Below are 22,128 nucleotides of genomic sequence, written 5' to 3' on the forward strand. Positions count from 1 at the left end.
ATCCTGAAAAGTAACCAATTAAAATTACTTTGTATGTGCTGATTGTACTAATTAAAAATCAAATTTCATCACTGGTGCGAAGCCCGTGCTGCGGCAGCGTCAATAGCGGCCTGCTTTTTAGGGTCAACATAAGGCATATTATCGCGCGCGTCGCCTAAATTTTTAAGATCCAGGTTATCTTCAAATATCCATACGCCTTGTTTTAGCCGGTAACCGCTATATGTCATATCGGGGCCGTAATTTTCGTACTTGCCTTTCAAAGTTGGTTGTGATGGGCTCAAATGGTCAAACACGATCAGGTCTGGCGACTCTGTTGCCTGCCGCAGCACCATTGACGCCTGGCTGGTGTATTCAAAAACAACACGGTCGCGGGTTTTGCCGTTGCCGGTAAATACCGGTAAGCCAAAGGCAGGCTGTCCGTTTTTAAACGATAGTACATCAATAACCTTTTTGGTTGATTTTGCCGAATTGCCTTTCCAGCCCAGCAGCACATAATAAGGGTTTGCAGCGGCCGTTACCGGGATTATCTTATAATAGCGCGCACCGTACCATTTGCGATTATCCAATACCGAATCTTCGGGGTTTTTTTGCAGTGGGGAGTAATCTTCGAGCGGGTAGAGTTTTAGCGGACCTGCGGTATTCAATTGTATGGCGCCATAAAAGCGATAGGTTCCGCCGTCTTCGGCCACGTGCCAGGTGATGAGCCTGAACTTCGAGTCGGGCGAGTTTAAAATGGTTACACTTTTAACCGAATCAAAACCATAATGAAATGAGTCATTGATCTTTAAAGCGCTTACCAGTGTCCTGATAAAGGTGTAATTGGCGTTCTTTCGTTCCTGCTCTTCAGGTTTGTTTACAACCTTATAGCCTAAGCTTTTCAGGCTGTCTTCGTATATTCTCAGTTGCTTTATGCGATCGCTGCCCACCTGGGCAAACGCTATGGCTGGCAAAACAAAAAATAGCAATAAAATTAACGGGTACTTCATGTTGTCGGCAAATCTACTATTAACGTAAATTTTCAATAACAATTGCGCTGGCGCCGCCGCCACCGTTACAAATGCCGGCAACGCCGTATTTTCCTTTATTTTGTTGTAAAACAGACAGTAAAGTTACCACAATGCGTGCGCCTGATGCACCCAGCGGGTGCCCTAAAGCAACCGCGCCGCCGTTTACGTTTACCCTGGCCGGATCAAGCTTCATCAACTGGTTATTGGCTATTGATACTACCGAAAATGCTTCATTGATCTCAAAATAATCAACATCTTCATTTTTCAAACCGGCACGGTGTATAGCTAACGGAACTGCTTTTGACGGGGCAGTAGTAAAACGCTCGGGTTCCTGCTGTGTATCCGCGTAAGCCACAACGCGCGCCAGCGGTTTAATGCCTAATTCTTCGGCTTTTTGTTTGCTCATTAATATCAAAGCAGCCGCACCGTCGTTCAATGCCGAAGCATTGGCGGCTGTAACGGTGCCTTCTTTTTTAAACACAGGTTTAAGGGTCGGGATCTTATCAAACTTAACCGCTTTAGGGTCCTCATCATCGGTAACTGTGGTTATGTTACCTTTTTTATCTTTTACCTCAACTGGGGTTATCTCATCGGCAAAGCGGTTTTCACTTTGCGCCTTTAATGCCCGGTTGTACGATTCTATGGCATAGGCATCCTGGTCTTCGCGGCTCACATGGCACTCAATGGCGCAAAGCTCGGCCGCCGACCCCATATGGAAATCATTGTAAACATCCCATAAACCGTCTTTTATTAAACCGTCTGTGATCTGCCCGTTACCCAGGCCATAACCTGTACGTGCCTTATCCAGGTAGTAGGGTACATTGCTCATGCTTTCCATACCACCGGCAATCACCACATCGTTTTGGCCTAAGGCAATGCTTTGTGCGGCCAGCATAATGGCCTTAGCGCCCGATGCGCAAACCTTGTTAATGGTGGTGGTAGGCATATCGGGTAAACCGGCAAACTTAGCAGCCTGTGTAGCCGGTGCCTGACCCAGATTGGCCGATAAGACGTTGCCCATATAAACCTCGTTGATCTGCCCGGGCTTTAGGCCCGATCTTTCAACTGCCGATTTAATGGCTATAGCACCTAATTGTGTTGCTGATAAAGAGGAAAGGCTGCCGCCAAAGCTACCGATAGGTGTCCGGGTAGCGGCAACAATATATACTTCGTTCATAAAGATGTAAATAATTTGGTCGACGCAAATTTAATTATTTGCTAACACCTTTAACGTATTTATATTACAGATGTGTTACGTACAACCCTAATTTTACACAGGTTTTATAAACCAAAAACAAAAGCGGTATTTGGCTTAGTCGTCAGTTTTACCGCTTTTTTTCTTGCTTTTTTTGCGGGCGTTTACCGCCTGTTGCAAAAGGTATTCAATTTGCCCGTTGGTGCTCCTAAACTCGTCGGCGGCCCATTGCTCCAGATCTTTTAAAATATCCGGGTTTATCCTCAACACAAATGCCTTCTTCTCTGCCATGGTTTTAACTTGCGGCTTGCCTTTGGTTTCTTCGTAATATAATTAAATGCGAACCCAAAAAGCAAAGCAGTGGAAACACGTCCAGGTTTACCGAGTTAGGATCGACAGTAATGGTCAACACCTTTTTATAAGAAAACAGCGCTTCCGTCAGCTTCATAATTTCGCCAAAACGGTTGGTGTTCCAAACGTAACCGCGTTTCCAAACCGAATCGCGCGAGAGCTCGGCTTCAAAACCATCATGCATCATTAAGCTGGCTTTACTAAACAGGCCTATTTTTAATTTACCGATCAATTCACCATTGCTGCTGATTATTAGCGTCCGCGAAAAAAAGCCTTCGTATGTAATCCGGTAATTGGTATTAGCCGTTTCAACCAGTGCGGTACGTCTAAAAAAGCCCTCGTAACTTAGTTTGCCATAAGCATACTGGCCATCGGTTAATTCGTACCACGGGCGCCAAAAGCCTTTACGCATCAGCGCAAGCTCGGTGGCTTTTAATAAGTTAAATGCTGTATACATCTTAGTGGTATAAAGTGCCTGTATTCACTACCGGCGTAACATTACGTTCGCCGCACAATACGACCAACAAATTGCTCACCATTGCCGCTTTGCGCTCTTCATCAAGGTCAACAACGTTGTTAACTGCAAGCCTTTTCAAAGCCATTTCAACTATGCCAACGGCACCTTCAACAATTAAACGGCGGGCAGCTATAATGGCCGATGCCTGTTGCCTTTGCAGCATGGCGCTTGCAATTTCGGGCGCGTAAGCCAGGTGTGATATACGTGCCTCAATAACGGTAATGCCTGCACGCTCCAAACGTTGGTTCAATTCGTTTTCCAGCATTTTGCTTACCTCGTCGGCGCCGTCACGTAAAGTAATGCGGGCTTCTTCATCCTCATAATTATCATACGGGAACGAGTTTGCCAAATGTCTTACGGCAGATTCACTTTGAATGTTGACATACTGGATATAATTTTCCACATCAAATAAAGCCTTGGCGGTATCCATTACCTGCCATACAATTACCGCGGCAATTTCGATAGGGTTACCGGCCTTGTCGTTCACTTTTAACTGCTGGCCGTTAACGTTGTAAGCTTTAAGCGACACTTTCTTTTTAACGGTGAATGGATTTACCCAAAAAAAGCCATCCTGCTTAACGGTACCCACATACTTACCAAAAAGGGTGAGTACTTTAGATTGACTGGGATTAACAATAATGATCCCCGGTAACACCAGTACCAGGTCAATAATCAATAATACTGCGCCTACGGGAATAAGCTCGACAACAAAGCTGCCTATAGATAACACCAACAATAATAAGGCAACACCAAAAGCGACAAAGCCGGATGGAGGGGTAATAATTTTTTCAGAGTTCATTGTTTTAATGATTTAAAATGATATCACAAAGATATCAGATTTAAAAAATATAAAACAAGTAAATTGCGTAAAATATTTTTTAACACTACTGATTTTCAGTGCGATTTTTAATTCGGATTCAATATCTTCGGCAACCAATTTAAATCGTCATGAAAAACTTTTTGCTTGTTTTTTTAACAGTATTTGCCGCTGTTCCGTTTATGGCCTTTGGTCAGCATAGCCAGGATGAAGATGTGGTAGACACCACCCTAAAACCCACTTTAATATCACATCAGTTTAGTTTTACCGAAGGCGCCTCTGTTGATAAGAAAGGCAATGTGTTTTTTACCGATCAGCCGAATGATAAAATTTGGGAATATAGTGCCAATGGTAAACTAACCCTTTTTATGGATAAAGCGGGCCGTTCAAATGGTACTTACTTTGATAAAAAAGGTAACCTGCTGGCTTGCGCCGATGAAAAGGATGAACTTTGGCTGATCGCTCCCGATAAAAAAGTAACCAAACTGCTCACCAATTACCAGGGCCACCGGCTCAACGGACCGAACGATGTTTGGATAGACAATAAAGGCGGTATTTACTTTACCGACCCCTATTACCAGCGCCCGTATTGGGACAGAACCGTATCAGATATGAAAGGCCAGTATGTGTTCTATCTGCCGAAAGGTAAAGCAGAACCCATTTTGGTAGCCGATGATCTGTTGCAGCCCAACGGCATAGTTGGCACGCCCGATGGTAATATTTTGTACGTTGCCGATATTAAGGCTAACAAAACTTATAAATATGTAATAGGTAAGGATGGCTTGTTAAGCGATAAGCAACTGGTTATCAAACAAGGCTCGGACGGGATGACGCTGGATGAAAAAGGAAACATTTATTTAACCGGCAACGGTGTTACAGTATATAATCCGGCAGGCAAAAAGATAGCCCACCTCGCCATCCCCGAAAAGTGGACCGCAAACCTGTGCTTCGGCGGAAAGAATAAGGATGAATTGTTTATTACAGCTTCTGAAGGGATCTATACGATTAAAATGAAGGTTAGGGGAGTAGAGTAGTAAGTGTTGTGTGTTGCGCGTTTAGTGTTGTGTGCTTTAAAATAACAACCCATAACTCAACCCGCAACTAATAGTGGTTAACCCGCAACCCGTAACACACAACCGGCAACTCACTCAACCGATTTTCCCTTCATCGCCGTACCAATGGCTTCATCCATCAGGCGCTCGGCAAACGGGCGGGTAAATTCGTTCAGTTCGTCAATGGCTTTATGTATGGTATCCTTATCGCCTTGGGTAAGCGCTTCTTTTAATTTGGCAATGTATTGGCGGGTGTCGGTTATTTCGCTTTCGTTTAAGTGCGTATGGTGTTTGGTGATAAAACCCTCTACGGTATAGATCATTTGCTCGCCCTCGGTACGTGCTTCAATCAGCATGCGTTGTGCAACATCATCCTTAGCGTGGGTAATACTGTCTAATAACATTTGTTCAACCAGGTCATCGGTAATGCCGTAAGCAGGTTTTACCTCAACCTCCTGCTTTACGCCGCTGCGCAATTCAATAGCCTGTATCTTTAAAATGCCATCCGCGTTAAGCAAAAAGTTGATATCCACTTTAGGGAAGCCTGCCGGCATTGCCGGTATGCCTTTCAAATCAAATTCGGCCAGTTTGCGATTTTCTTTGATCAGGTCGCGCTCTCCCTGGTAAACGGCTATCTTCATGTTCACCTGGCCATCTTTTGATGTAGTGTACTGTCTGCCCGCTTTGGTTGGTATTTTTGAGTTACGTGGAATGATCACGTCCATTAAACCGCCCATAGTTTCGATACCCAATGAAAGCGGTGTAACATCCAGTAATAATATATCGCTTCGGTTTCCAGCCAAAACATCAGCCTGTATGGCAGCGCCTAAAGCAACAACCTCGTCGGGATTTACCTCATCATGCAGTTTGCGCCCAAAAAACTCCGATACCATTTTTTTAACCAGCGCTGTCCGGGTTGAGCCGCCAACCATGATAACCTCATCAATCTGCTTAACATCCAGTTTGGCATCGTTCAGCGCATTGCGGCAGCTATCAATGGTCAGTTGCACTTTAGCTAATATCAGTTTTTCAAAGGTATCACGATCAATAGTGCACCATATATCGCCAACCTTCTCGTTAAATAAGCTCTGGTGACTGAATGATTTTTTAGCTTCTTCAGCCTTTAAACGCAACTCCTGCGCCAGTTCGCGGTTTTGCAATAAAGCCGCACGATCTAATTTATTATTCTCTATCCAATAATCTAAAATGGCACGGTCAAAATCATCGCCACCCAAAAAAGTATCGCCATTGGTAGCCAAAACTTCAAAAATGCCGTTTTGTATCTGCAGTATCGATACATCAAACGTGCCGCCGCCCAAATCGTAAACCGCAATGGTCTTGGTTTCTTCGGGGTTTAGGCCAATGCCGTAGGCCAGGCTTGCAGCGGTAGGCTCGTTCACAATACGTAGTACATCTAAACCGGCCAGCTTGCCCGCATCGCGTGTGGCCTGGCGCTGCGAATCGTTAAAATAAGCCGGTACGGTGATCACCGCACGGTTTACCGGAGTTTTCAGGGCGTGTTCGGCACGGTCTTTCAACTCTTTCAGTATCATGCCCGAAAGCTCAATGGGCGTGTAAAATTTATCGCCTACTTTAATCTTAACCAAGCTCTCGGTATTATCATCAATAACCTTATACGAAAAAAAATCCTGGTAATTCTCAATGTCGTGGTAGCTTCGGCCAAGCAAACGCTTAACCGAAAATATGGTGTTCTGCGGATCGGTCAACAAATAGTTTTTGGCTTCGTTACCCACGGTAACATCGCCAGCCGGGCCAAAATGCACAATAGAGGGTACTAAAACGCCTTTGCCGGTATCGTTAATTACTTTGGGTTGTTTATCAGGATCTATAAACGCCACCAGCGAATTGGTGGTGCCCAGGTCAATACCTACAATGATCTCTTCTTTTTGTAATGAACCTGTTGCCAGGTTAATGGAAATTTTAGCCATAACACAAATTAACGAGGTGCAAATGTATGGAGTTTTTGAACATGGCGTGTCATACCAGGTTCTGTTTTTAACATAGCGATAGGTTTCAAACCCATCGCTCTCTGGCTGCGTGCATATTCAGCACTGCATTTAGGGGCTTTCATGAAAATTTCACAATAATTCTCTTAAATTCACACCTAAATATCACATCAATGCGCCTAACCCTGAAAACATTTATACTTCTTGCATTAGTATCGGTTACTACTTTATCAAAAGCACAACAATTTGGCGGCAACCCGCCCGCAATCAAATGGAACCAGGTTAACACACCGGCAGCCAAAGTAATTTTTCCTTACGGGATGGATTCGGCAGCCGTCAGGGTATCCAATATCGTATCTTTCATGAATTCGCGGATACAACCTACCATCGGTTTTAAGCAACTGCAGGTAAGCGTGGTATTGCAAAACCAAACCACAATTTCAAATGCTTATGTGGGTTTGGCGCCTTTTCGCAGCGAATTTTATTTAACTCCCGAGCAAAACAGCTTTGAGTTAGGCAGCCTGCGCTGGACGGATCAACTGGCCGTGCACGAATTTCGCCACGTACAGCAATTTAATAATTTTAATGTGGGCATATCCAAAGCCCTGCATGTGCTTTTTGGCGAGGGCGGGCAGGCTGTTGGTAACGAGTTAACCGTACCCAACTGGTTTTTTGAGGGTGATGCCGTTTACAACGAAACTTATGTAACCAAGCAGGGCAGGGGGCGTTTACCTTATTTTTTTAATGGATACAGGGCATTATGGTCGGCCGGGAAAAATTATAGCTGGATGAAGCTGCGCAGCGGCTCATACCGCGACTATACGCCCGACTGGTATCCAACCGGCTATATGCTGGTAAGTTACGGCCGCGAAAAATATGGAGATGATTTCTGGAAAAAAGTAACGCATGATGCCGCTTCTTTTGATGGTTTGTTTTATCCTTTGCAAAAGGCCATAACCAAATATGCGGGGGTAGATTTTACGCAGTTTAGAACGGATGCTTTTAATCATTTTAAAAATGAATTTACGAATGATAAATATACTGGGGAACTCTTTGATCAAGATCCAACCAAACCGCTGCATATCTCAAATAAAAACCAACATTTTATTGCCGATGAAGAATACCCGGCTTATGTAAATCATAATACCTTAGTTTATGTAAAAACCACGTACAACCACGTGCCCGCCTTTGTGATCCGCACAGGTAAGGAGGAAAAAGTGATCCGCATACACGATTACTCGCTCGATAACTATTTTAACTATCATGATGGTAAGATAATTTACGCCTCATACCGTCCCGATCTGCGCTGGGGATACCGCGATTATTCAGAATTAAATATTCTGGATATCAACACCGGCGAACAAACCCGGATAACCGAAGGGAGCAAATATTTTGCACCAGCTTTCAGCGACGATGGTAAAAGCATTGTTGCCGTAAAAGTTACGCCGGATGGTAAAAGCAGGCTCAATATTTTAAACCTTGATGGTACGGTTAAAAACATTATCCCTAATAAGGATAACCTGTTTTACACCTACCCCAAGTTTTATGATGGTAAGATCCTGTCGGCTATCCGGATACCCGGCGGCGATATGACACTCGCTTTGATCAATATCACTACAGGCGAAACGGATTATCTGCTTACGCCGACCATTCAGCCCATCGTGTTCCCGGTAATACAAAACGGCAAGGTTTATTTTTCGGCTACAGCCGATAAAACGGACGGTTTATTTGCTTTAGATATAGCCGACAGAAAGCTTTACCGCCTGCAAAACGATTCGCTTAAAGCGAGTATTGGCAATTACCAGCCAACAATTGCAAGTGATAAAATTGCCTGGGTTGGTTTTACTGCTTACGGATGGCATATCAATCAATCGGCCAACAACACGGTAAAATGGGAGCCGCTTGCCAATAGCGCCGTTCCGGGTGATTTATCCGATATCGGCATCGCTGCCTTAAACAAAGGTGATGCTGCCGATCTGCTGGATAAGGTAAACAACCCGCATCCCGAAGTAACCAAATACAATAAAGCGTTCCATTTATTTAACTTCCATACCTTACAGCCATCGTTTAACGATCCTAACTATAGTATTGCTTTGGTTGGTCAAAATGTGCTCAATACTTTACAGTCGCAATTACTGTATAATTATAACCGTAACGAGGGCTACAACGAGTTTGGCTTTGGTACGGTATATGGCGCTTTATTTCCGTGGTTAACTGCAGGCGTTGACTATATTATTAACCGCGAAGCTTTCGACAATAATAATAGCCCGGTTTATTTTAACCAGCTGCAAACTTATGTGGGCTTCCAAATCCCGTTAAACTTAACGCAGGGACATCATTCAACCTCGCTCGCATTTGGTAGTAACTTGTTTTACAGCCGCAATTATTTCCCCGCTCCGTTTGATAATACTACCAATAACCGTTCGCTTTGGTACCTGGATAATTATTTAAATTTCAGTAGCCACGGCCGGCAGGCTAAAAAGAATATCTACCCCCATATAGGCGAAAATCTGAGTGTGGATTATAAAACCGCTATCAATGGTGTAGATGCCAATCAATTTTTGGCTACAGGGAATTTGTTTTTGCCAGGTATCGGTGTAAACCACAGCATTGTACTCGGCGGCGCCTACCAACAACGCGACAAAGCTAACGCGGGTCGGTTTTCTAATGATTTTCCGTTTTCGCGGGGGTATAGCTCGGTCAACTTTTACCAGGTATATAAGTTAGCGGCCAATTACCATTTGCCGCTGTTGTACCCGGATGCGGGCTTTGCCAATATCCTGTTTTTACAAAGGGTAAGGGCCAACTTATTTTATGATCACAGCCAGGCAACGTTGTTCCACAGCAATGGCAGTACGTTTGATGTTAAATTCCGTTCAACAGGTGCCGAAGTGTTTTTTGACAACCAGGTTTGGAACCAGCTGCCCTTTACTTTCGGCATAAGATACAGCCACTTGTTAGATGATGATATTTTTGGAGGAAGTGGCCATAATAGAATAGAATTAGTATTACCGTTAAGCGTATTTTAATGCTAAAAACATATCTTATCGCATAAATATTGGTCTATTTCTTAAAAATTGATTATGTTTACCGCAGTTTATACGAACACAATTTGTATGAAAGTTTTTTAATGGGCTACCTATGCTATCGGCCCGATGCTATTGACTACACCCTTTTATATCCGAAACACAATTTATTAATTAATTTATGACTAAAGATGCAAGATTTAGGAAAAAAAATTAAAATGCTGAGACAGCAGAATGGTTGGTCGCAAGGCGACGTAGCCAAAAAACTGGATATTTCGGTACCGGCTTTCTCTAAGATCGAAACAGGTGTTACCGATATCAACCTGTCGCGGTTAGAACAGATCGTTAGTATTTTTAATATCTCGGTTGTTGAACTATTAACTTCGCAAACGCCTGAGCAAAACATCGCACACATTGATGAGCTTAAACAGGCCAGGAGCAAGGTTGACGATTACGCGTCGCAAATATTAACTCTGCAGCAGCAAGTTATTTCGCTGCACGAAGAGTTACGCCGGGTAGCCAACGAGTAGTTACAATATCCCCTTTAATTTACTCCAAACATTCTGAGCCACTATTTTAGCCCCTTTAGCCGTGGGGTGTATACCATCTGCCTGATTTAACTGTTTAATTCCCGCCACATGATCAAGCAGGAAGGGTACCAGCGTCATGCTATTTTTTTGCGCTATTTGCGGGAATATAGTTTTGAATGACGCGCTGTAATCGGCACCCATATTTGGCGGCACCATCATACCTGCAAGCACAAGCTTAGCGTCGGGATATTTAGCTTTCACCTTATCAATAATTGTTTGCAGATTTTTAGCCGTTTCGGTTACCGGCAGCCCTCTCAACCCATCATTAGCGCCGAGCTCCAAAATAAACACATCAATTTTTTGTTTTAACAGCCAGTCTATACGGCTTTTTCCACCTGCCGATGTTTCGCCGCTCAAGCCACCATTGATGACTTTATAAGGCAATTTTGCCGAATCGATCTTGACCTGCAGTACCGATGGATATGAATCTGCCTGTGGATCATCCAAACCATAACCCGCTGTCAGGCTATCGCCAAAAACCAAAATGTTTTTGGTATTTGATTGCTGCGAGTTAGCTGCGTTTGCACTTGTTGTATCGCTTTTAGGCTGCTCGGTTTGCTTTTGCCCGTTACCGCAAGCAAATGACAATGTAATGATGAAGATAGTGGCTAATACCTGTAACTTTTGCATAAAATGTCTTTCTAAATTACAATAACGGTTTTAAAAAACATCACCTGGCTACTTTAGTTAAGCTATTGTGCTATTTTTAGAAATAATTAATAATTACCGGTCGGCAAAATAGAAAATGCCCGCTCATATTCCAAAATATATATTCTGTGGATAACATACTAAACATTCAAAACCTGGGCAAAACTTATCAAAGCGCAGGGCAGCCTTTAACAGTTTTAAATAACATTAACATCACCATCCCCGCAGGTTCAACAGCGGCGATAGTGGGCCCTTCGGGTAGCGGTAAAACAACCTTGTTGGGTTTGTGCGCCGGGCTTGACCGCTCCACAACCGGCTCGGTCGAACTGAACGGCATCAAACTCGATAACCTTACCGAAGACCAGCGTGCACAGGTGCGTAACCAGTACGTAGGTTTTATATTTCAAAACTTCCAGCTGTTGCCAACACTTACTGCTTTAGAGAATGTGATGGTGCCTTTGGAGCTGCGCGGCGAGAAGAACATCAAAGCCCGCTCGATGGAGCTTTTGGATAAGGTTGGCCTGGCTTCTCGCAGCCATCATTACCCAACTCAATTATCGGGCGGTGAGCAACAGCGGGTATCGCTGGCGCGGGCTTTTTCAAACCAGCCCAAAATATTATTTGCCGACGAACCCACCGGTAACCTGGATGCCGAAACCAGCGAAAAAGTAGTGAAACTGATATTCGACCTGAACCGCGAAGCAGGCACTACTTTAGTTTTGGTAACTCACGACCTTGAACTGGCATCAAAAACACAACGTATTATCCGTATTAAAGGCGGGCACATCGTATCGGATGAAGGCTAAAATTGGTGTTCATAGTAGATGGTTCACAGGTCATAGTTAAAATGATCTCTAAACGTCCACATACTATGAACCATGATCTATTAACCATGAACAATACAGAACTCAATCATAAAAAGAAACTCAACCTGCCCTGGCTATTTAAAATGGCCTGGCGCGATAGCCGCCGTAACCGGTCGCGGTTGTTTTTATTTATCTCCTCAATTATATTAGGTATAGCCGCGTTGGTAGCCATCTATTCGTTTGGTGCCAACCTGCGCCAAAATATCGACGATCAGGCTGCAACCCTGATCGGTGCCGACCTGGTGCTCAATACCAATAAGCCGGTATCGCAGCCCATGCAAAAACTCATCGATTCGCTTGGCGACAGACGGTCGCAGGAACGGAGCTTTGCATCCATGATCCTGTTCCCCAAAAGCAATAGTACACGGTTGGTACAGATCAAGGCCCTTGAGGGCGATTTTCCATACTATGGCGCTTTAGAAACCACACCCGAAGCCGCCGGTAAAGAGTTTCGCTCCGGCCCAATGGCACTTGTAGATAAAACCCTTATCCTACAGTTTAATGCTAAAGTTGGCGATTCGATCAAAGTAGGGAAGGTGAGTTTTAAAATTGCCGGGGTATTAAACAAAGCGCCAGGCCAAACCGGTATCCAATCCAGCATAGCGCCAATTGTTTATATCCCGTTTCAATATCTGCAGCAAACCGGCCTGATACAATTAGGCAGCCGTATACAATACAGTTATTATTTTAAATACGATAAGCAAGTTGATATGGAAAGCCTCACCAAGCGCATTGAACCCCGTTTGGAAAAAGAGGATATCGGTAATCAAACTATCCAATCGCAAAAAGAACAAACCGGTAAATCCTTTGAGGACCTTACGCGCTTTTTAGCGTTGGTAGGCTTTATTGCTTTGTTGCTGGGATGTGTGGGAGTGGCAAGTGCCATCAATATCTACATTCGCGAAAAAATAAGCACAGTAGCGGTATTACGCTGCCTGGGCGTAAACTCGTGGCAGGCATTTTTAATATACCTCATCCAGATAAGCGGCGTGGGCTTTATCGGTTCGGTAATCGGTGCTGTATTAGGTACTGTTATCCAGCATGTTTTGCCGTATGTGCTCAAAGATTTTTTACCTGTCGATATCGCTATCACAATCTCCTGGTACTCAATAGGGCAGGGTGTTGTTTTAGGCGTGATCATTTCTATTTTGTTTGCTTTGCTGCCACTTATTTCAGTACGTAACATATCACCGCTAAACACGCTGCGCATATCACTTGCCGATACCAGCCTAACCCGCGACCCTTTAAAATGGCTGGTATATGTACTCATCATATTATTTATAGCTTGTTTTACCTTTTTGCAGTTAAAAGAATGGCCGCAAACCATTGTATTTACTATTTGCATTTTAGTGGCCTTTTTGCTGCTTACCCTGGTGGCGCGCCTGCTCATGTGGATGGTACGTAAATTCTTTCCGTTTAGCTGGAGTTATTTATGGCGTCAGGGTTTCTCTAACCTGTACCGGCCCAATAACCAGTCGGTTATTTTAATTGTATCTATTGGTTTGGGTACAGCATTTATTTGCACTTTGTTTTTTATACAGGGTATATTGCTGCAGCGCATCACGTTGTCATCAAGCGGTAACCAGCCCAATATTATTTTATTTGATATCCAGGCCAGCCAGAAAGCCGGTATTGCCGCGCTAACAAAAAAACAAGGCTTGCCGGTAACATCGCAGGTACCCATAGTTACCATGAGCCTGCTGGAAGTAAATGGCAAAACCGAAGCACAGCTAAAGAAAGACAGTGGTAACCGCAACAATCCTCCCAAGCAGGTATTATCGCGCGAGTACCGCGTAACCTATCGGGATATCCTGATCAGCACCGAAAAAATAAGCCAGGGCGAATGGGTGGCCAAATCATCTCCCGATGGGGTTATCCCCATATCGATGGAAGAACGCTTTGCGCGTCACAACCGTTTAAAGATCGGCGATAAACTATTATTTAATGTACAGGGCGTCCAAATGCAAACGGTGATCAAAAGCCTGCGTACGGTGAACTATGCCCGTGTACAAACCAATTTCCTTGTGGTGTTCCCGGCAGGGGTGTTGGAGCAGGCACCGCAGTTTTTTGTGGAAATTACCCGCGTGCCCGATAGCAAGGCGTCGGCTAATTTTCAGCAATTAGTGGTACGTAGCTTTCCCAATGTCTCGGTGGTCGACTTAGGTCTAATCCTCAGTGTAATAGACGAGCTGTTAGGCAAAATCGGCTTTGTGATCAAATTTATGTCGGCATTCAGTATTGTTACCGGGCTGATCGTTTTGATCGCATCTGTGCGTATCAGCAAATATCAGCGGATACAGGAGAGCGTGCTGCTCCGTACCATGGGCGCCAGCCGTAGGCAGATATTAACCATTACCGCTTTAGAGTATTTCTTTTTAGGTGCCCTGGCAGCCGCAACAGGCATCGTTATTTCGTTGGCCGGAAGCTGGGCATTGGCCAGGTATACGTTTGAGGCCACGTTTTCACCCGATTGGCTGGCAATCTCGGGCATATTCGCATTGATCAGTACATTAACTATAGGCATCGGCTTATTAAACAGCCGTGGTGTTTTAAACAAACCACCATTGGAAGTTCTTCGCCGGGATGTCTGATTAAATCCCCAATATCATCCCCTGCATTAAATATGCAGGGGTTTTCCATCCGTTTACCGGACATTTCTTTTTCACCGACGATTTCTTAAACCGTTCATCGGAGTTTTACCCCGTTTTACCGAGAATTCTGCCTGCTCTACCTAATACAGATAGGCCTGCACGTTGTTTCACGATACTTTTACATCAACAAACAACAATAGTTATGATAGCTAAATTACTTATCGCATTAATTATCGCAGGCACGGTGCACCTTAAGCAGGTGGTTAACACTTTCCATAACGGCAGGCATTTAAAACCAACCACCTGTAATGTAAAATAAAACCCGGATTATATTAAAATGACCAAAATACTATACAGTTAGTACGCATTAAAAAACGGCCTTTAAACAATATAAACCATGATTATCCGCAAAATTCCAAATTTTAACACTTTTAATCACTTGGCATTATATTGGGTATAATCTTAACATAACAAAAATAATCAACCATGGAAAACATGAACGCAATACTCGAAAAACTAATGCTTAACCGCGCCGCCTTATTGATTAAAAAGTTTGATAGCGAACTGAAAGAAATTTTAGAAAATGATTTGCAGGCATACCGATCAAATAAGTTTCGCAAGGGTACTAAACGTCGCTTAGCCGCTTAATCTATTTACAACCTATAGCTACCTAAAACAAACCAACCATGGAAAATATGAACGCAATACTCGAAAAACTGATGCTTAACCGCGCCGCCTTATTGATTAAAAGGTTTGATAACGAACTGAAAGAAATTTTAGAGAACGATTTGCAGGCGTACAAATCAAATAAATTCCGCAACTCCAGCAGCAACAACAACAGCAAACGCCGTTTAGTTGCCTGATCTATCATATATCCTACATTCTACCTGTTAAACAAAAAAGAGTTTCGATTGGAAGCTCTTTTTTTGTTTATGATGATTTTTGAAACCACAATATTACCATGTTCATATTCGTTTAATGCAGAAGAAAACTATCTTTGACAAACGTTTTCTGCTTATTTATCTAAACCGGTATGACTATTAAATTAAACGCTGCTACTTTTAAATATCTCCTGTTTTCGTGCCTTATTATCGTGTTTTGTATTAATGGCGCTTTTGCAACCGCAAATCCCAAGGTGCTTATCTTTTTTAAAACTGCAGGTTTTCACCACGAATCCATCCCGGCAGGCATTAACGCTATTATTAAGTTAGGCGAAGAGAATAAATTTGATGTTGATACCACCACCAACGCCGAAAATTTTACCGATGAAAACCTCAAGCAATATGCCGCAGTGATCTTTTTAAATACGTCCGGGCATATTTTGGAAGACGAGCAGCAACTGATATTTAAAAATTACATTAACCATGGCGGGGGCTTTGTGGGTATACACTCGGCCACGGATACCGAATACGAATGGAACTGGTATGGCCGTTTAGTTGGCGCTTATTACAAAAGCCATCCGGATGTGCAGCCCGCTACCTTGAAAATAGTAAACCCTAATCACCTGGCTACCAAAGACCTGCCGCTAACCTGGAAACGCACCGACGAGTGGTTTAACTTTGGCTGGTATAATGATGATATCAAATTTTTGATCGTGGTAGAGGAAGGTAGCTATACAGGCGGCCGTAATGGCGGCGAGCACCCGCTAAGCTGGTATCATCCCTTTGATGGTGGCCGTTCTTTTTATACAGCTTTGGGTCATACTATCGAGTCGTATTCGGAGCCATTGTTTCTCAAGCATCTTTTAGGCGGCATTGAGTATGCCATGGGTAAAGACGCCAACAAACAATCGAACGCACGCGATAACCGCTGATCGGCAATTACCCTGATATTTCGCCCTCTATAGTTTCCAGATTATCCTGGCCGATATACTTTTCGATCAGGGTAAGCACAATATCTTCGAGGGCCAGATTATACACATCGTCAACGTAATGTTCTGATTTGATGAGCTGTATATCGCTGCCCTTAACGATCATCTTGTACAAAAATGATTCGTAGTATTTAGGGTGACCGATCTCAACAGTGCTGTAATCAGTTTGGGTAACCTGCATCGCCACATCCTTTTGTATTTTGGCTTCAAATAGCTCATTTAAGCGCTCGGCCATATACTGGTGTAGCGCCTGCGCGGACGGGTATATCCTGGTTTTAAATGTTTTCATGATATGATGTGCCTCTATAAGGCTTAACATCATAACAAATACAGTGCAGTTAGGTTTTTAACTACAACCTGAACTGCAAAGTAATCCTTGTGGCAAACCTGTTTGGTTTTTCACCCCTTAGGTTTAAATTATCCAAATGCGTTAAACGGTATAAAAAATCAACACGGATAATTTTCAGGATGTTTTCGAAACCATAGCCTGCTTCAACATAAGGCACGCTACCCAGACTTTTATTTACAGGGGTACGTCCGCGCCTGAAAGCCTCGTTGTTATTTGACGAAAGCGTACCGGTTAAAATATCGGCTACAGCCACTGTACGTATATTAAGCGCTTTTAACAAAGGGATACTGTTGGTTATCAAGCCCTCCATATGCTGGGTATACGAAAGGGATACATATTTATCGCTGGCAAACTCCAGGTAGCGCATGGTATTAAAACTAAAGCGGTGATTTTCAACCAGCGGGTACGGAACATCGCTCGGTATAAACCCGGCCGTTAACGAATAGTCGCCTTTGCCAAATATACCAAGATGCGGCTTTTGCTGGATGTTAACAAAGATCTTGTCATAATTAAAATCGCTTGCTATTCCTTTCTGGCCATGTATATATCTAAAGGTGATTATCGGGTTGTCATTACCATTGCCAATACTAACCCGCTTGTTTACTTTTGACGATTGTAACTGGCGTGCACCCGGGCGCCATTGTAATTCGGCGCCAATTTCTGCTGTTGCGTAATGGGTAAATACTATCTTGTCATACGGATCGTGATAAGCAAAATCAAACAACGGATCAAACGTGCTGTGTGATAAAGTAATCTTTCCGCGCAGGCTTGGTGTTAAATCAGTTTGTACATAAGTTTTAAATACATCTTGATAAAACGGGCCGCGTATGCTTATTTGGCCGTTAAGGATGGTTGCATTAAAAACATTGTTGCCGTTTATGGTAAAGCTTTCGTACTGATAGCCTGTTTGACCGATATCGTGTAAATAGGCAACCCCAACCTGCGACCACGGTTTACGCGAAAATATATAATCGATGGAGGCACTATATTTCAATTTTTCGTCGGCAAAGGCATAGGCTACATAGCCGCCTAACACAAATTTATTGCTAAAATGAGTATTGGTAATGGCGCCAATTCGTAAAACACTGCCTTCCAGGTCATTATGGCTAAAGGTGTAGGGGTAAGGGCCAAAACTAATATTGCCAACACGGTAATATCCTGTAATTAACGCTCCGGCTATATTAGCGTAGGTTTTAACAAGAGGTAAATTTTTAACCGTATCAATTACCTGGTATTCGCGTTTATCGGCTACTGTAAGCGAATCGTGGCGGTTTTTAACCCAGTAACTGTCATCCTTTTTATTCACATCGCCGGCCATAACTAAGCTTTCTTTAAACAACGTGTCGGGATAGTTTCTGTTGACCTCGAAGTTTTTGTTGGATAAATAAAATTTACCGATAAAGCCCGACGAGTTTTTAGAAAAGCTCAATATGTTTACTGTGATACGTGTTTTGGCGGGCAGCCATGCAGTAGTTTCGGCAGGTTGATACATTTCCTGTTGTATACGCACTTTATTGATAAAGTTCAGGTTGGCATCGGCCGATACACTGGCATCTACCTGGTAAAGGGCATAGCTGTCCTTAGTGATCCACATAATGCCTTCAAAAGCCAGGTCGTGCGAGCGTTTTGGTTTGAAGCTTATTTTATAATATTCCTTCCCGGCAATTTTATCGTGCTCGTCAAGCAGTTCGTAATTGTAAAACGTTTTCCAGCTATCGGTTAATGGCGATATAAAATCCTTACCGGCGAGTTTCATGTAATTGCTGTAAAAATCATACTGCAAAAATGTTGTGCCTACCAGTTGCGATATCAGCGTTTCATCTTCAATACCCACGCCGCTGGCCCTGGTGCGTTCAACATGTTCTGTTTTACGATTAGGGTCGTTTTGATAGTAATAATCTGATATCGTTTCGGACATGAAAATGGGCAGGGTAGGTACGCCATCATCACCGGCAGTCTTTTTCAGGCTATCCATTATCGGTAATATCTGCTGAATAACACGGCGACGTTTCATTTTTTCGCTGATGTTGGATAGCGACAATTCAATACGGTTATAGCTTTGGTATTGGTAAGTTTTTAGCTTTTGCAGATCGTTATCCGGTTTGTGGAGCACCATGTTGCTCATGATATCCCAGGCCGGGTTTACATACGCTTTGGGCGTGATGTTTACTGCATTAAGCAGTTTGGTGTTGGTTGATAATTGAAAGTTGACTTCGGTTGTTGCCGGCGTTAGTTTTTTTTGCGATGGGATAAAGCCGATATAGGTACAGTAAATTGAATCTTTAGCTATATTTTGCGGAACGGAAATATGATACAATCCGTCAAAATCGGTAACAGTACCACGCCTTGTACCATTATTCAGTTTTATCGAAATGGTAACGTAGGGTACGGGCTCGCCGGTTTGTGCATCGGTAACCTTCCCTGTAACCAGCCTGCCCTGGGCTTGCGCCGATACCATGAACATATTGCAGCAAACCAATAGGACAATGGCAGCAACAATGCGTAAGCAAATTAAAACTTTTTGAATAGGGGGTAGCATCTTATCAATAAAACAGCACTAAATATACTTTAATAATTAATTAGTTGTTGCTTTGTTAGGTTAGAGACAGGGCTACACCTTTTTACATAAACAGGATCGTTTATGTACAGACAAATGTCTGTTTTTTGGAAGGAATCAATCCGGGCTGAAAAGGCAATAGCTTTCTTCCCAGGCATACAATCCTTAGCTCAATTAAAAAGGGGCAGTTTTGCTCTTACGAAACAAATCTGTTACAAATGTAATGTTTTCATCCAGATTTTATTTATGTCTAAAACTTGGTCTATTAATTATTAGTAAACTTTTAAAAGTAACAAATAATTATTGAAAGATTATAGAAAAAAACAGAGTTTTTGTAATTAAAAATGCACCTAAATGGAACAATTTTTATTTTAGTCAGCTATCCTGTCGGCCACGGCAGTTTCCTGTTTACGCCGCCGCCATACGTCGCCTTTGTGTCGTGTGGGTACAATATCGCCCAATAATTTGGCCCAGGGTTTCAGGTCGTCTATCCTGTCGAATATGATCTTCAATATCGCTACGAAAGGGATAGACAAAAACATACCCGATACTCCCCATAAGGCGCCTCCCAGCAAAACCACTACAACGGTTATCAATGCATTGATCTGTACTTTTGAAGATACGACGCGTGGAATAATAATGTGGTTATCGATAAACTGAACTATAGAGAACGAAATAATAACACCGATCTGGGTACCAAATCCATCTTTGGTTACCGTGGCAATTAACAGGGGTATAGCTATGGCGATGATACCACCGATATAAGGCAGCATATTGAGTATGGCACCCATTACACCGATGAGTATGGCATAGTTCAAACCAATGATCAGCAAACCTGTAGAATTAAGTATAGCAACAATAAAAGCTTCCAGTAACAAGCCTATCATATAGTTTTGGATGGCGCTTTTGGTTTGGTTTAAAATTACCCGTACGTTTTGTGAGTTTTCTTCGGCAAAAGCCTCGAATAAAAAGTTAAGTAACAATGTTTTGTAAAACAAAAGCATAAATATATACACCGGTATAAGCACCAAAACGCTTAGTGTGGTTAATGCCGAACCCAATGTTGCGCCTATTAATGTTTTACTATTATTAAGCGCTTCGTTAATCATTTCTTTTTGTTTGGCCATGCTTAAGCCGCAACGCGCTTGTAACCACTGCTGCAAGTCGGCAAAATAGCGGGCAAATTTAAGCTGCAGGGCCGGAAAGCTATCGGTAAAATGGAGCATTTGTACCCACAGGAAATACACAATGCAACCCACAATAATATAAGCGATAAGGATAGTTAAAGTTATAGCAGCGATGCGGGGTATTTTAACCCGGTATTGCAACAGCACATACAAAGGGTTAAGCAAAATGGCGAAAATGAATGAAAATGCGAGCGGAACAATAATGCCTTGCAGCGTAAACAGGATGTAAGCAGCCAGGATCAAACCGAAAAGTATGACCGTACTTTTTAAATAAAAAGGGTATTGCTTAATCTGCATTTTTATTTTGGTAGATTGCTCTGATCTCATCATTTGCTTATTTCCGTAATTTGTATATAACGCCAACAATTAAAACCAGCACCGCTAATACAGAAAAAAAACCATAGCCCATATGTTAATTGTTATATAATAAGAGGTTAACAGGTTTATGATGACAATGTTTGGTTGACTGCTTCATCCGCCATTGATCATGTCCGATACTATGCCCCTACTGTCTTTTCGTTCAGCTAAAAACACCCCGGCAAAATGCACAACAATAAATGCTAAAATAAGGTACATGCAAAAACCGTGAAGCTCTTTAACATCGTGCCCTATCGTTTTCATAAAGGCCAGGTCATCGTTAAAAGCAAGGCAAAGGCCGGTAACTACCATAATAAGCAATAAAAGGTAAAACATGATATAGATGCTTTTTACAACCAAATCGTGTTTAACCAGCTGGCGTTGTTTTTTAATAACAAAAAATTGATGCCATGATGCTTTAAATCGGCGAATGAACTTTTGATCTGCTAACTGGAAAAATTCTGCCATTAGCCGAAACAACAAAAGCACCGCCAATCCAAAACCAAAATAAACATGAACTTCCCAAACCTTATCGCCCAGGGCGTGAACCGCTGTTTGTGCCTGTTTCAACGTAACTACGGCGCTGTCGTGCTGCATTGCCGCCAATGCAATGGGTGCGCTTTTACGCGACTTGAGTATTGTAGAATTGATCAGTACCGTAATTAAAGATCCTGATATAACAATTGCATTTAGCCAGTGCCACAGCCGTAATGATGCGCTATATTTTTTGCCTGCAGGTGGATTCCCGTGTTTTTTGTTAATGGGTTCAATTAATGCCATAGTCCGTTTTAAGAGTACGATTGAATAACGATAAAAAAATGGGCCTCCATTTTATTGAAGACCCATTTTTATGTCTTACCATGCGGTAACGTTTAGTTACCAGATATTGCGGCTTCGGTAGCTTTGTCAACTTTATTTTTGATGATCGAGCGTGCGTTTTTTACCGCATTGTCTCTGTAATCGCTCAGATCGTCGGCAGTTGATTGTACTTTGCTTTTTACCGATTTGATCAGATCTGCAAAATAATCAGATATATCTTCTTTGATCTCGTTGCCTTTTTCTGATTTTAATAAAATGCCAACTGCTGCAACAACCGCCGCACCTGCTAATAAGCCTACTATTATTTTTGTTTGATCTTTCATAATGGGTTGTGTTAAATGTTAATTATCTAATTCTTTGAT

The 22,128-nt window shown here is 42.8% G+C and carries 20 protein-coding genes; 8 read left to right on the forward strand and 12 right to left on the reverse strand.

The window, feature by feature from the left end; translation table 11 throughout:
- Positions 1–68: 68 nt before the first annotated feature.
- From ACFGVR_RS16655 to ACFGVR_RS16675, 5 genes are all read right to left on the reverse strand, one after another.
- A complete protein-coding gene (locus ACFGVR_RS16655; protein ID WP_448698473.1) occupies positions 69–986 on the reverse strand; it encodes a hypothetical protein in 918 nt (305 codons plus the stop codon).
- 19 nt (positions 987–1,005) lie between these two features.
- Positions 1,006–2,184, reverse strand: a complete 1,179-nt coding sequence (locus tag ACFGVR_RS16660) for an acetyl-CoA C-acyltransferase (RefSeq protein ID WP_448698474.1) — start codon at positions 2,182–2,184, stop codon at positions 1,006–1,008.
- Positions 2,185–2,319: 135 nt separating this feature from the next.
- Positions 2,320–2,493: a ribbon-helix-helix domain-containing protein gene (locus tag ACFGVR_RS16665; RefSeq protein ID WP_448698475.1), complete on the reverse strand. Its 174-nt coding sequence runs from the start codon at positions 2,491–2,493 to the stop codon at positions 2,320–2,322.
- A 4-nt stretch (positions 2,494–2,497) separates the two neighbouring features.
- The gene (locus ACFGVR_RS16670) at positions 2,498–3,010 is read right to left on the reverse strand and encodes a hypothetical protein (protein ID WP_448698476.1); all 513 of its coding nucleotides are present in this window, start codon (positions 3,008–3,010) and stop codon (positions 2,498–2,500) included.
- Between the two features lies 1 nt (position 3,011).
- On the reverse strand, positions 3,012–3,869 hold the full coding sequence (locus tag ACFGVR_RS16675) for an SPFH domain-containing protein (RefSeq protein ID WP_448698478.1): 858 nt from the start codon (positions 3,867–3,869) through the stop codon (positions 3,012–3,014).
- A gap of 149 nt (positions 3,870–4,018) precedes the next feature.
- Here ACFGVR_RS16675 and ACFGVR_RS16680 point away from each other — a divergent pair, with 149 nt between their 5' ends.
- The gene (locus ACFGVR_RS16680) at positions 4,019–4,921 is read left to right on the forward strand and encodes an SMP-30/gluconolactonase/LRE family protein (protein ID WP_448698480.1); all 903 of its coding nucleotides are present in this window, start codon (positions 4,019–4,021) and stop codon (positions 4,919–4,921) included.
- Positions 4,922–5,031: 110 nt separating this feature from the next.
- On the opposite strand, the gene hscA is transcribed toward ACFGVR_RS16680, so the two are convergent.
- Positions 5,032–6,888 carry a Fe-S protein assembly chaperone HscA gene (gene hscA / locus ACFGVR_RS16685; protein ID WP_448698481.1) on the reverse strand — a complete coding sequence of 619 codons (1,857 nt, stop codon included), beginning with the start codon at positions 6,886–6,888 and terminating at the stop codon, positions 5,032–5,034.
- Between the two features lie 191 nt (positions 6,889–7,079).
- On the opposite strand from hscA, the gene ACFGVR_RS16690 reads away from it, so the two are divergent.
- Entirely contained in the window at positions 7,080–9,935 is a 2,856-nt protein-coding gene (locus tag ACFGVR_RS16690) for a hypothetical protein (protein ID WP_448698482.1), read from the forward strand.
- A 188-nt stretch (positions 9,936–10,123) separates the two neighbouring features.
- Entirely contained in the window at positions 10,124–10,462 is a 339-nt protein-coding gene (locus ACFGVR_RS16695) for a helix-turn-helix domain-containing protein (protein WP_448698484.1), read from the forward strand.
- Here ACFGVR_RS16695 and ACFGVR_RS16700 read toward each other — a convergent pair whose 3' ends face one another.
- Positions 10,463–11,152 carry an arylesterase gene (locus ACFGVR_RS16700; RefSeq protein WP_448698485.1) on the reverse strand — a complete coding sequence of 230 codons (690 nt, stop codon included), beginning with the start codon at positions 11,150–11,152 and terminating at the stop codon, positions 10,463–10,465.
- A 146-nt stretch (positions 11,153–11,298) separates the two neighbouring features.
- Between ACFGVR_RS16700 and ACFGVR_RS16705 the strand changes: the two genes are divergently transcribed.
- The 5 genes from ACFGVR_RS16705 to ACFGVR_RS16725 all read left to right on the forward strand — a co-directional run bounded on the left by ACFGVR_RS16705 (position 11,299) and on the right by ACFGVR_RS16725 (position 16,440).
- The gene (locus ACFGVR_RS16705) at positions 11,299–11,976 is read left to right on the forward strand and encodes an ABC transporter ATP-binding protein (protein WP_448698486.1); all 678 of its coding nucleotides are present in this window, start codon (positions 11,299–11,301) and stop codon (positions 11,974–11,976) included.
- An 86-nt stretch (positions 11,977–12,062) separates the two neighbouring features.
- Positions 12,063–14,627 carry an ABC transporter permease gene (locus tag ACFGVR_RS16710; RefSeq protein WP_448698487.1) on the forward strand — a complete coding sequence of 855 codons (2,565 nt, stop codon included), beginning with the start codon at positions 12,063–12,065 and terminating at the stop codon, positions 14,625–14,627.
- Positions 14,628–15,122: 495 nt separating this feature from the next.
- The gene (locus ACFGVR_RS16715) at positions 15,123–15,275 is read left to right on the forward strand and encodes a hypothetical protein (protein WP_448698488.1); all 153 of its coding nucleotides are present in this window, start codon (positions 15,123–15,125) and stop codon (positions 15,273–15,275) included.
- A 38-nt stretch (positions 15,276–15,313) separates the two neighbouring features.
- Complete coding sequence (locus ACFGVR_RS16720; protein ID WP_448698489.1) at positions 15,314–15,490, forward strand: hypothetical protein; 177 nt, start codon at positions 15,314–15,316, stop codon at positions 15,488–15,490.
- Between the two features lie 170 nt (positions 15,491–15,660).
- Positions 15,661–16,440, forward strand: coding sequence for a ThuA domain-containing protein (locus ACFGVR_RS16725; RefSeq protein WP_448698490.1), 780 nt, complete (start codon positions 15,661–15,663; stop codon positions 16,438–16,440).
- Positions 16,441–16,447: 7 nt separating this feature from the next.
- On the opposite strand, the gene ACFGVR_RS16730 is transcribed toward ACFGVR_RS16725, so the two are convergent.
- The 5 genes from ACFGVR_RS16730 to ACFGVR_RS16750 all read right to left on the reverse strand — a co-directional run bounded on the left by ACFGVR_RS16730 (position 16,448) and on the right by ACFGVR_RS16750 (position 22,089).
- A complete protein-coding gene (locus tag ACFGVR_RS16730; RefSeq protein WP_448698491.1) occupies positions 16,448–16,786 on the reverse strand; it encodes a hypothetical protein in 339 nt (112 codons plus the stop codon).
- Positions 16,787–16,847: 61 nt separating this feature from the next.
- A complete protein-coding gene (locus ACFGVR_RS16735) occupies positions 16,848–19,310 on the reverse strand; it encodes a DUF5686 family protein (RefSeq protein ID WP_448698492.1) in 2,463 nt (820 codons plus the stop codon).
- A 464-nt stretch (positions 19,311–19,774) separates the two neighbouring features.
- Positions 19,775–20,920: an AI-2E family transporter gene (locus tag ACFGVR_RS16740; RefSeq protein ID WP_448698493.1), complete on the reverse strand. Its 1,146-nt coding sequence runs from the start codon at positions 20,918–20,920 to the stop codon at positions 19,775–19,777.
- 141 nt (positions 20,921–21,061) lie between these two features.
- A complete protein-coding gene (locus ACFGVR_RS16745) occupies positions 21,062–21,727 on the reverse strand; it encodes a cytochrome b/b6 domain-containing protein (RefSeq protein ID WP_448698494.1) in 666 nt (221 codons plus the stop codon).
- 92 nt (positions 21,728–21,819) lie between these two features.
- Complete coding sequence (locus ACFGVR_RS16750; RefSeq protein ID WP_448698495.1) at positions 21,820–22,089, reverse strand: YtxH domain-containing protein; 270 nt, start codon at positions 22,087–22,089, stop codon at positions 21,820–21,822.
- Positions 22,090–22,128: the final 39 nt, after the last annotated feature.

The sequence above is a fragment of the Mucilaginibacter aureus genome (assembly GCF_053514885.1).

Bases quoted from the DNA above. Each gene is read 5' to 3' on its own strand.
- ACFGVR_RS16655 (WP_448698473.1), bottom strand. From the start codon at position 986: ATGAAGTACCCGTTAATTTTATTGCTATTTTTTGTTTTGCCAGCCATA.
- ACFGVR_RS16660 (WP_448698474.1), bottom strand. From the start codon at position 2,184: ATGAACGAAGTATATATTGTTGCCGCTACCCGGACACCTATCGGTAGC.
- ACFGVR_RS16665 (WP_448698475.1), bottom strand. From the start codon at position 2,493: ATGGCAGAGAAGAAGGCATTTGTGTTGAGGATAAACCCGGATATTTTA.
- ACFGVR_RS16670 (WP_448698476.1), bottom strand. From the start codon at position 3,010: ATGTATACAGCATTTAACTTATTAAAAGCCACCGAGCTTGCGCTGATG.
- ACFGVR_RS16675 (WP_448698478.1), bottom strand. From the start codon at position 3,869: ATGAACTCTGAAAAAATTATTACCCCTCCATCCGGCTTTGTCGCTTTT.
- ACFGVR_RS16680 (WP_448698480.1), top strand. From the start codon at position 4,019: ATGAAAAACTTTTTGCTTGTTTTTTTAACAGTATTTGCCGCTGTTCCG.
- hscA (WP_448698481.1), bottom strand. From the start codon at position 6,888: ATGGCTAAAATTTCCATTAACCTGGCAACAGGTTCATTACAAAAAGAA.
- ACFGVR_RS16690 (WP_448698482.1), top strand. From the start codon at position 7,080: ATGCGCCTAACCCTGAAAACATTTATACTTCTTGCATTAGTATCGGTT.
- ACFGVR_RS16695 (WP_448698484.1), top strand. From the start codon at position 10,124: ATGCAAGATTTAGGAAAAAAAATTAAAATGCTGAGACAGCAGAATGGT.
- ACFGVR_RS16700 (WP_448698485.1), bottom strand. From the start codon at position 11,152: ATGCAAAAGTTACAGGTATTAGCCACTATCTTCATCATTACATTGTCA.
- ACFGVR_RS16710 (WP_448698487.1), top strand. From the start codon at position 12,063: ATGAACAATACAGAACTCAATCATAAAAAGAAACTCAACCTGCCCTGG.
- ACFGVR_RS16715 (WP_448698488.1), top strand. From the start codon at position 15,123: ATGAACGCAATACTCGAAAAACTAATGCTTAACCGCGCCGCCTTATTG.
- ACFGVR_RS16720 (WP_448698489.1), top strand. From the start codon at position 15,314: ATGGAAAATATGAACGCAATACTCGAAAAACTGATGCTTAACCGCGCC.
- ACFGVR_RS16725 (WP_448698490.1), top strand. From the start codon at position 15,661: ATGACTATTAAATTAAACGCTGCTACTTTTAAATATCTCCTGTTTTCG.
- ACFGVR_RS16730 (WP_448698491.1), bottom strand. From the start codon at position 16,786: ATGAAAACATTTAAAACCAGGATATACCCGTCCGCGCAGGCGCTACAC.
- ACFGVR_RS16735 (WP_448698492.1), bottom strand. From the start codon at position 19,310: ATGTTCATGGTATCGGCGCAAGCCCAGGGCAGGCTGGTTACAGGGAAG.
- ACFGVR_RS16740 (WP_448698493.1), bottom strand. From the start codon at position 20,920: ATGATGAGATCAGAGCAATCTACCAAAATAAAAATGCAGATTAAGCAA.
- ACFGVR_RS16745 (WP_448698494.1), bottom strand. From the start codon at position 21,727: ATGGCATTAATTGAACCCATTAACAAAAAACACGGGAATCCACCTGCA.
- ACFGVR_RS16750 (WP_448698495.1), bottom strand. From the start codon at position 22,089: ATGAAAGATCAAACAAAAATAATAGTAGGCTTATTAGCAGGTGCGGCG.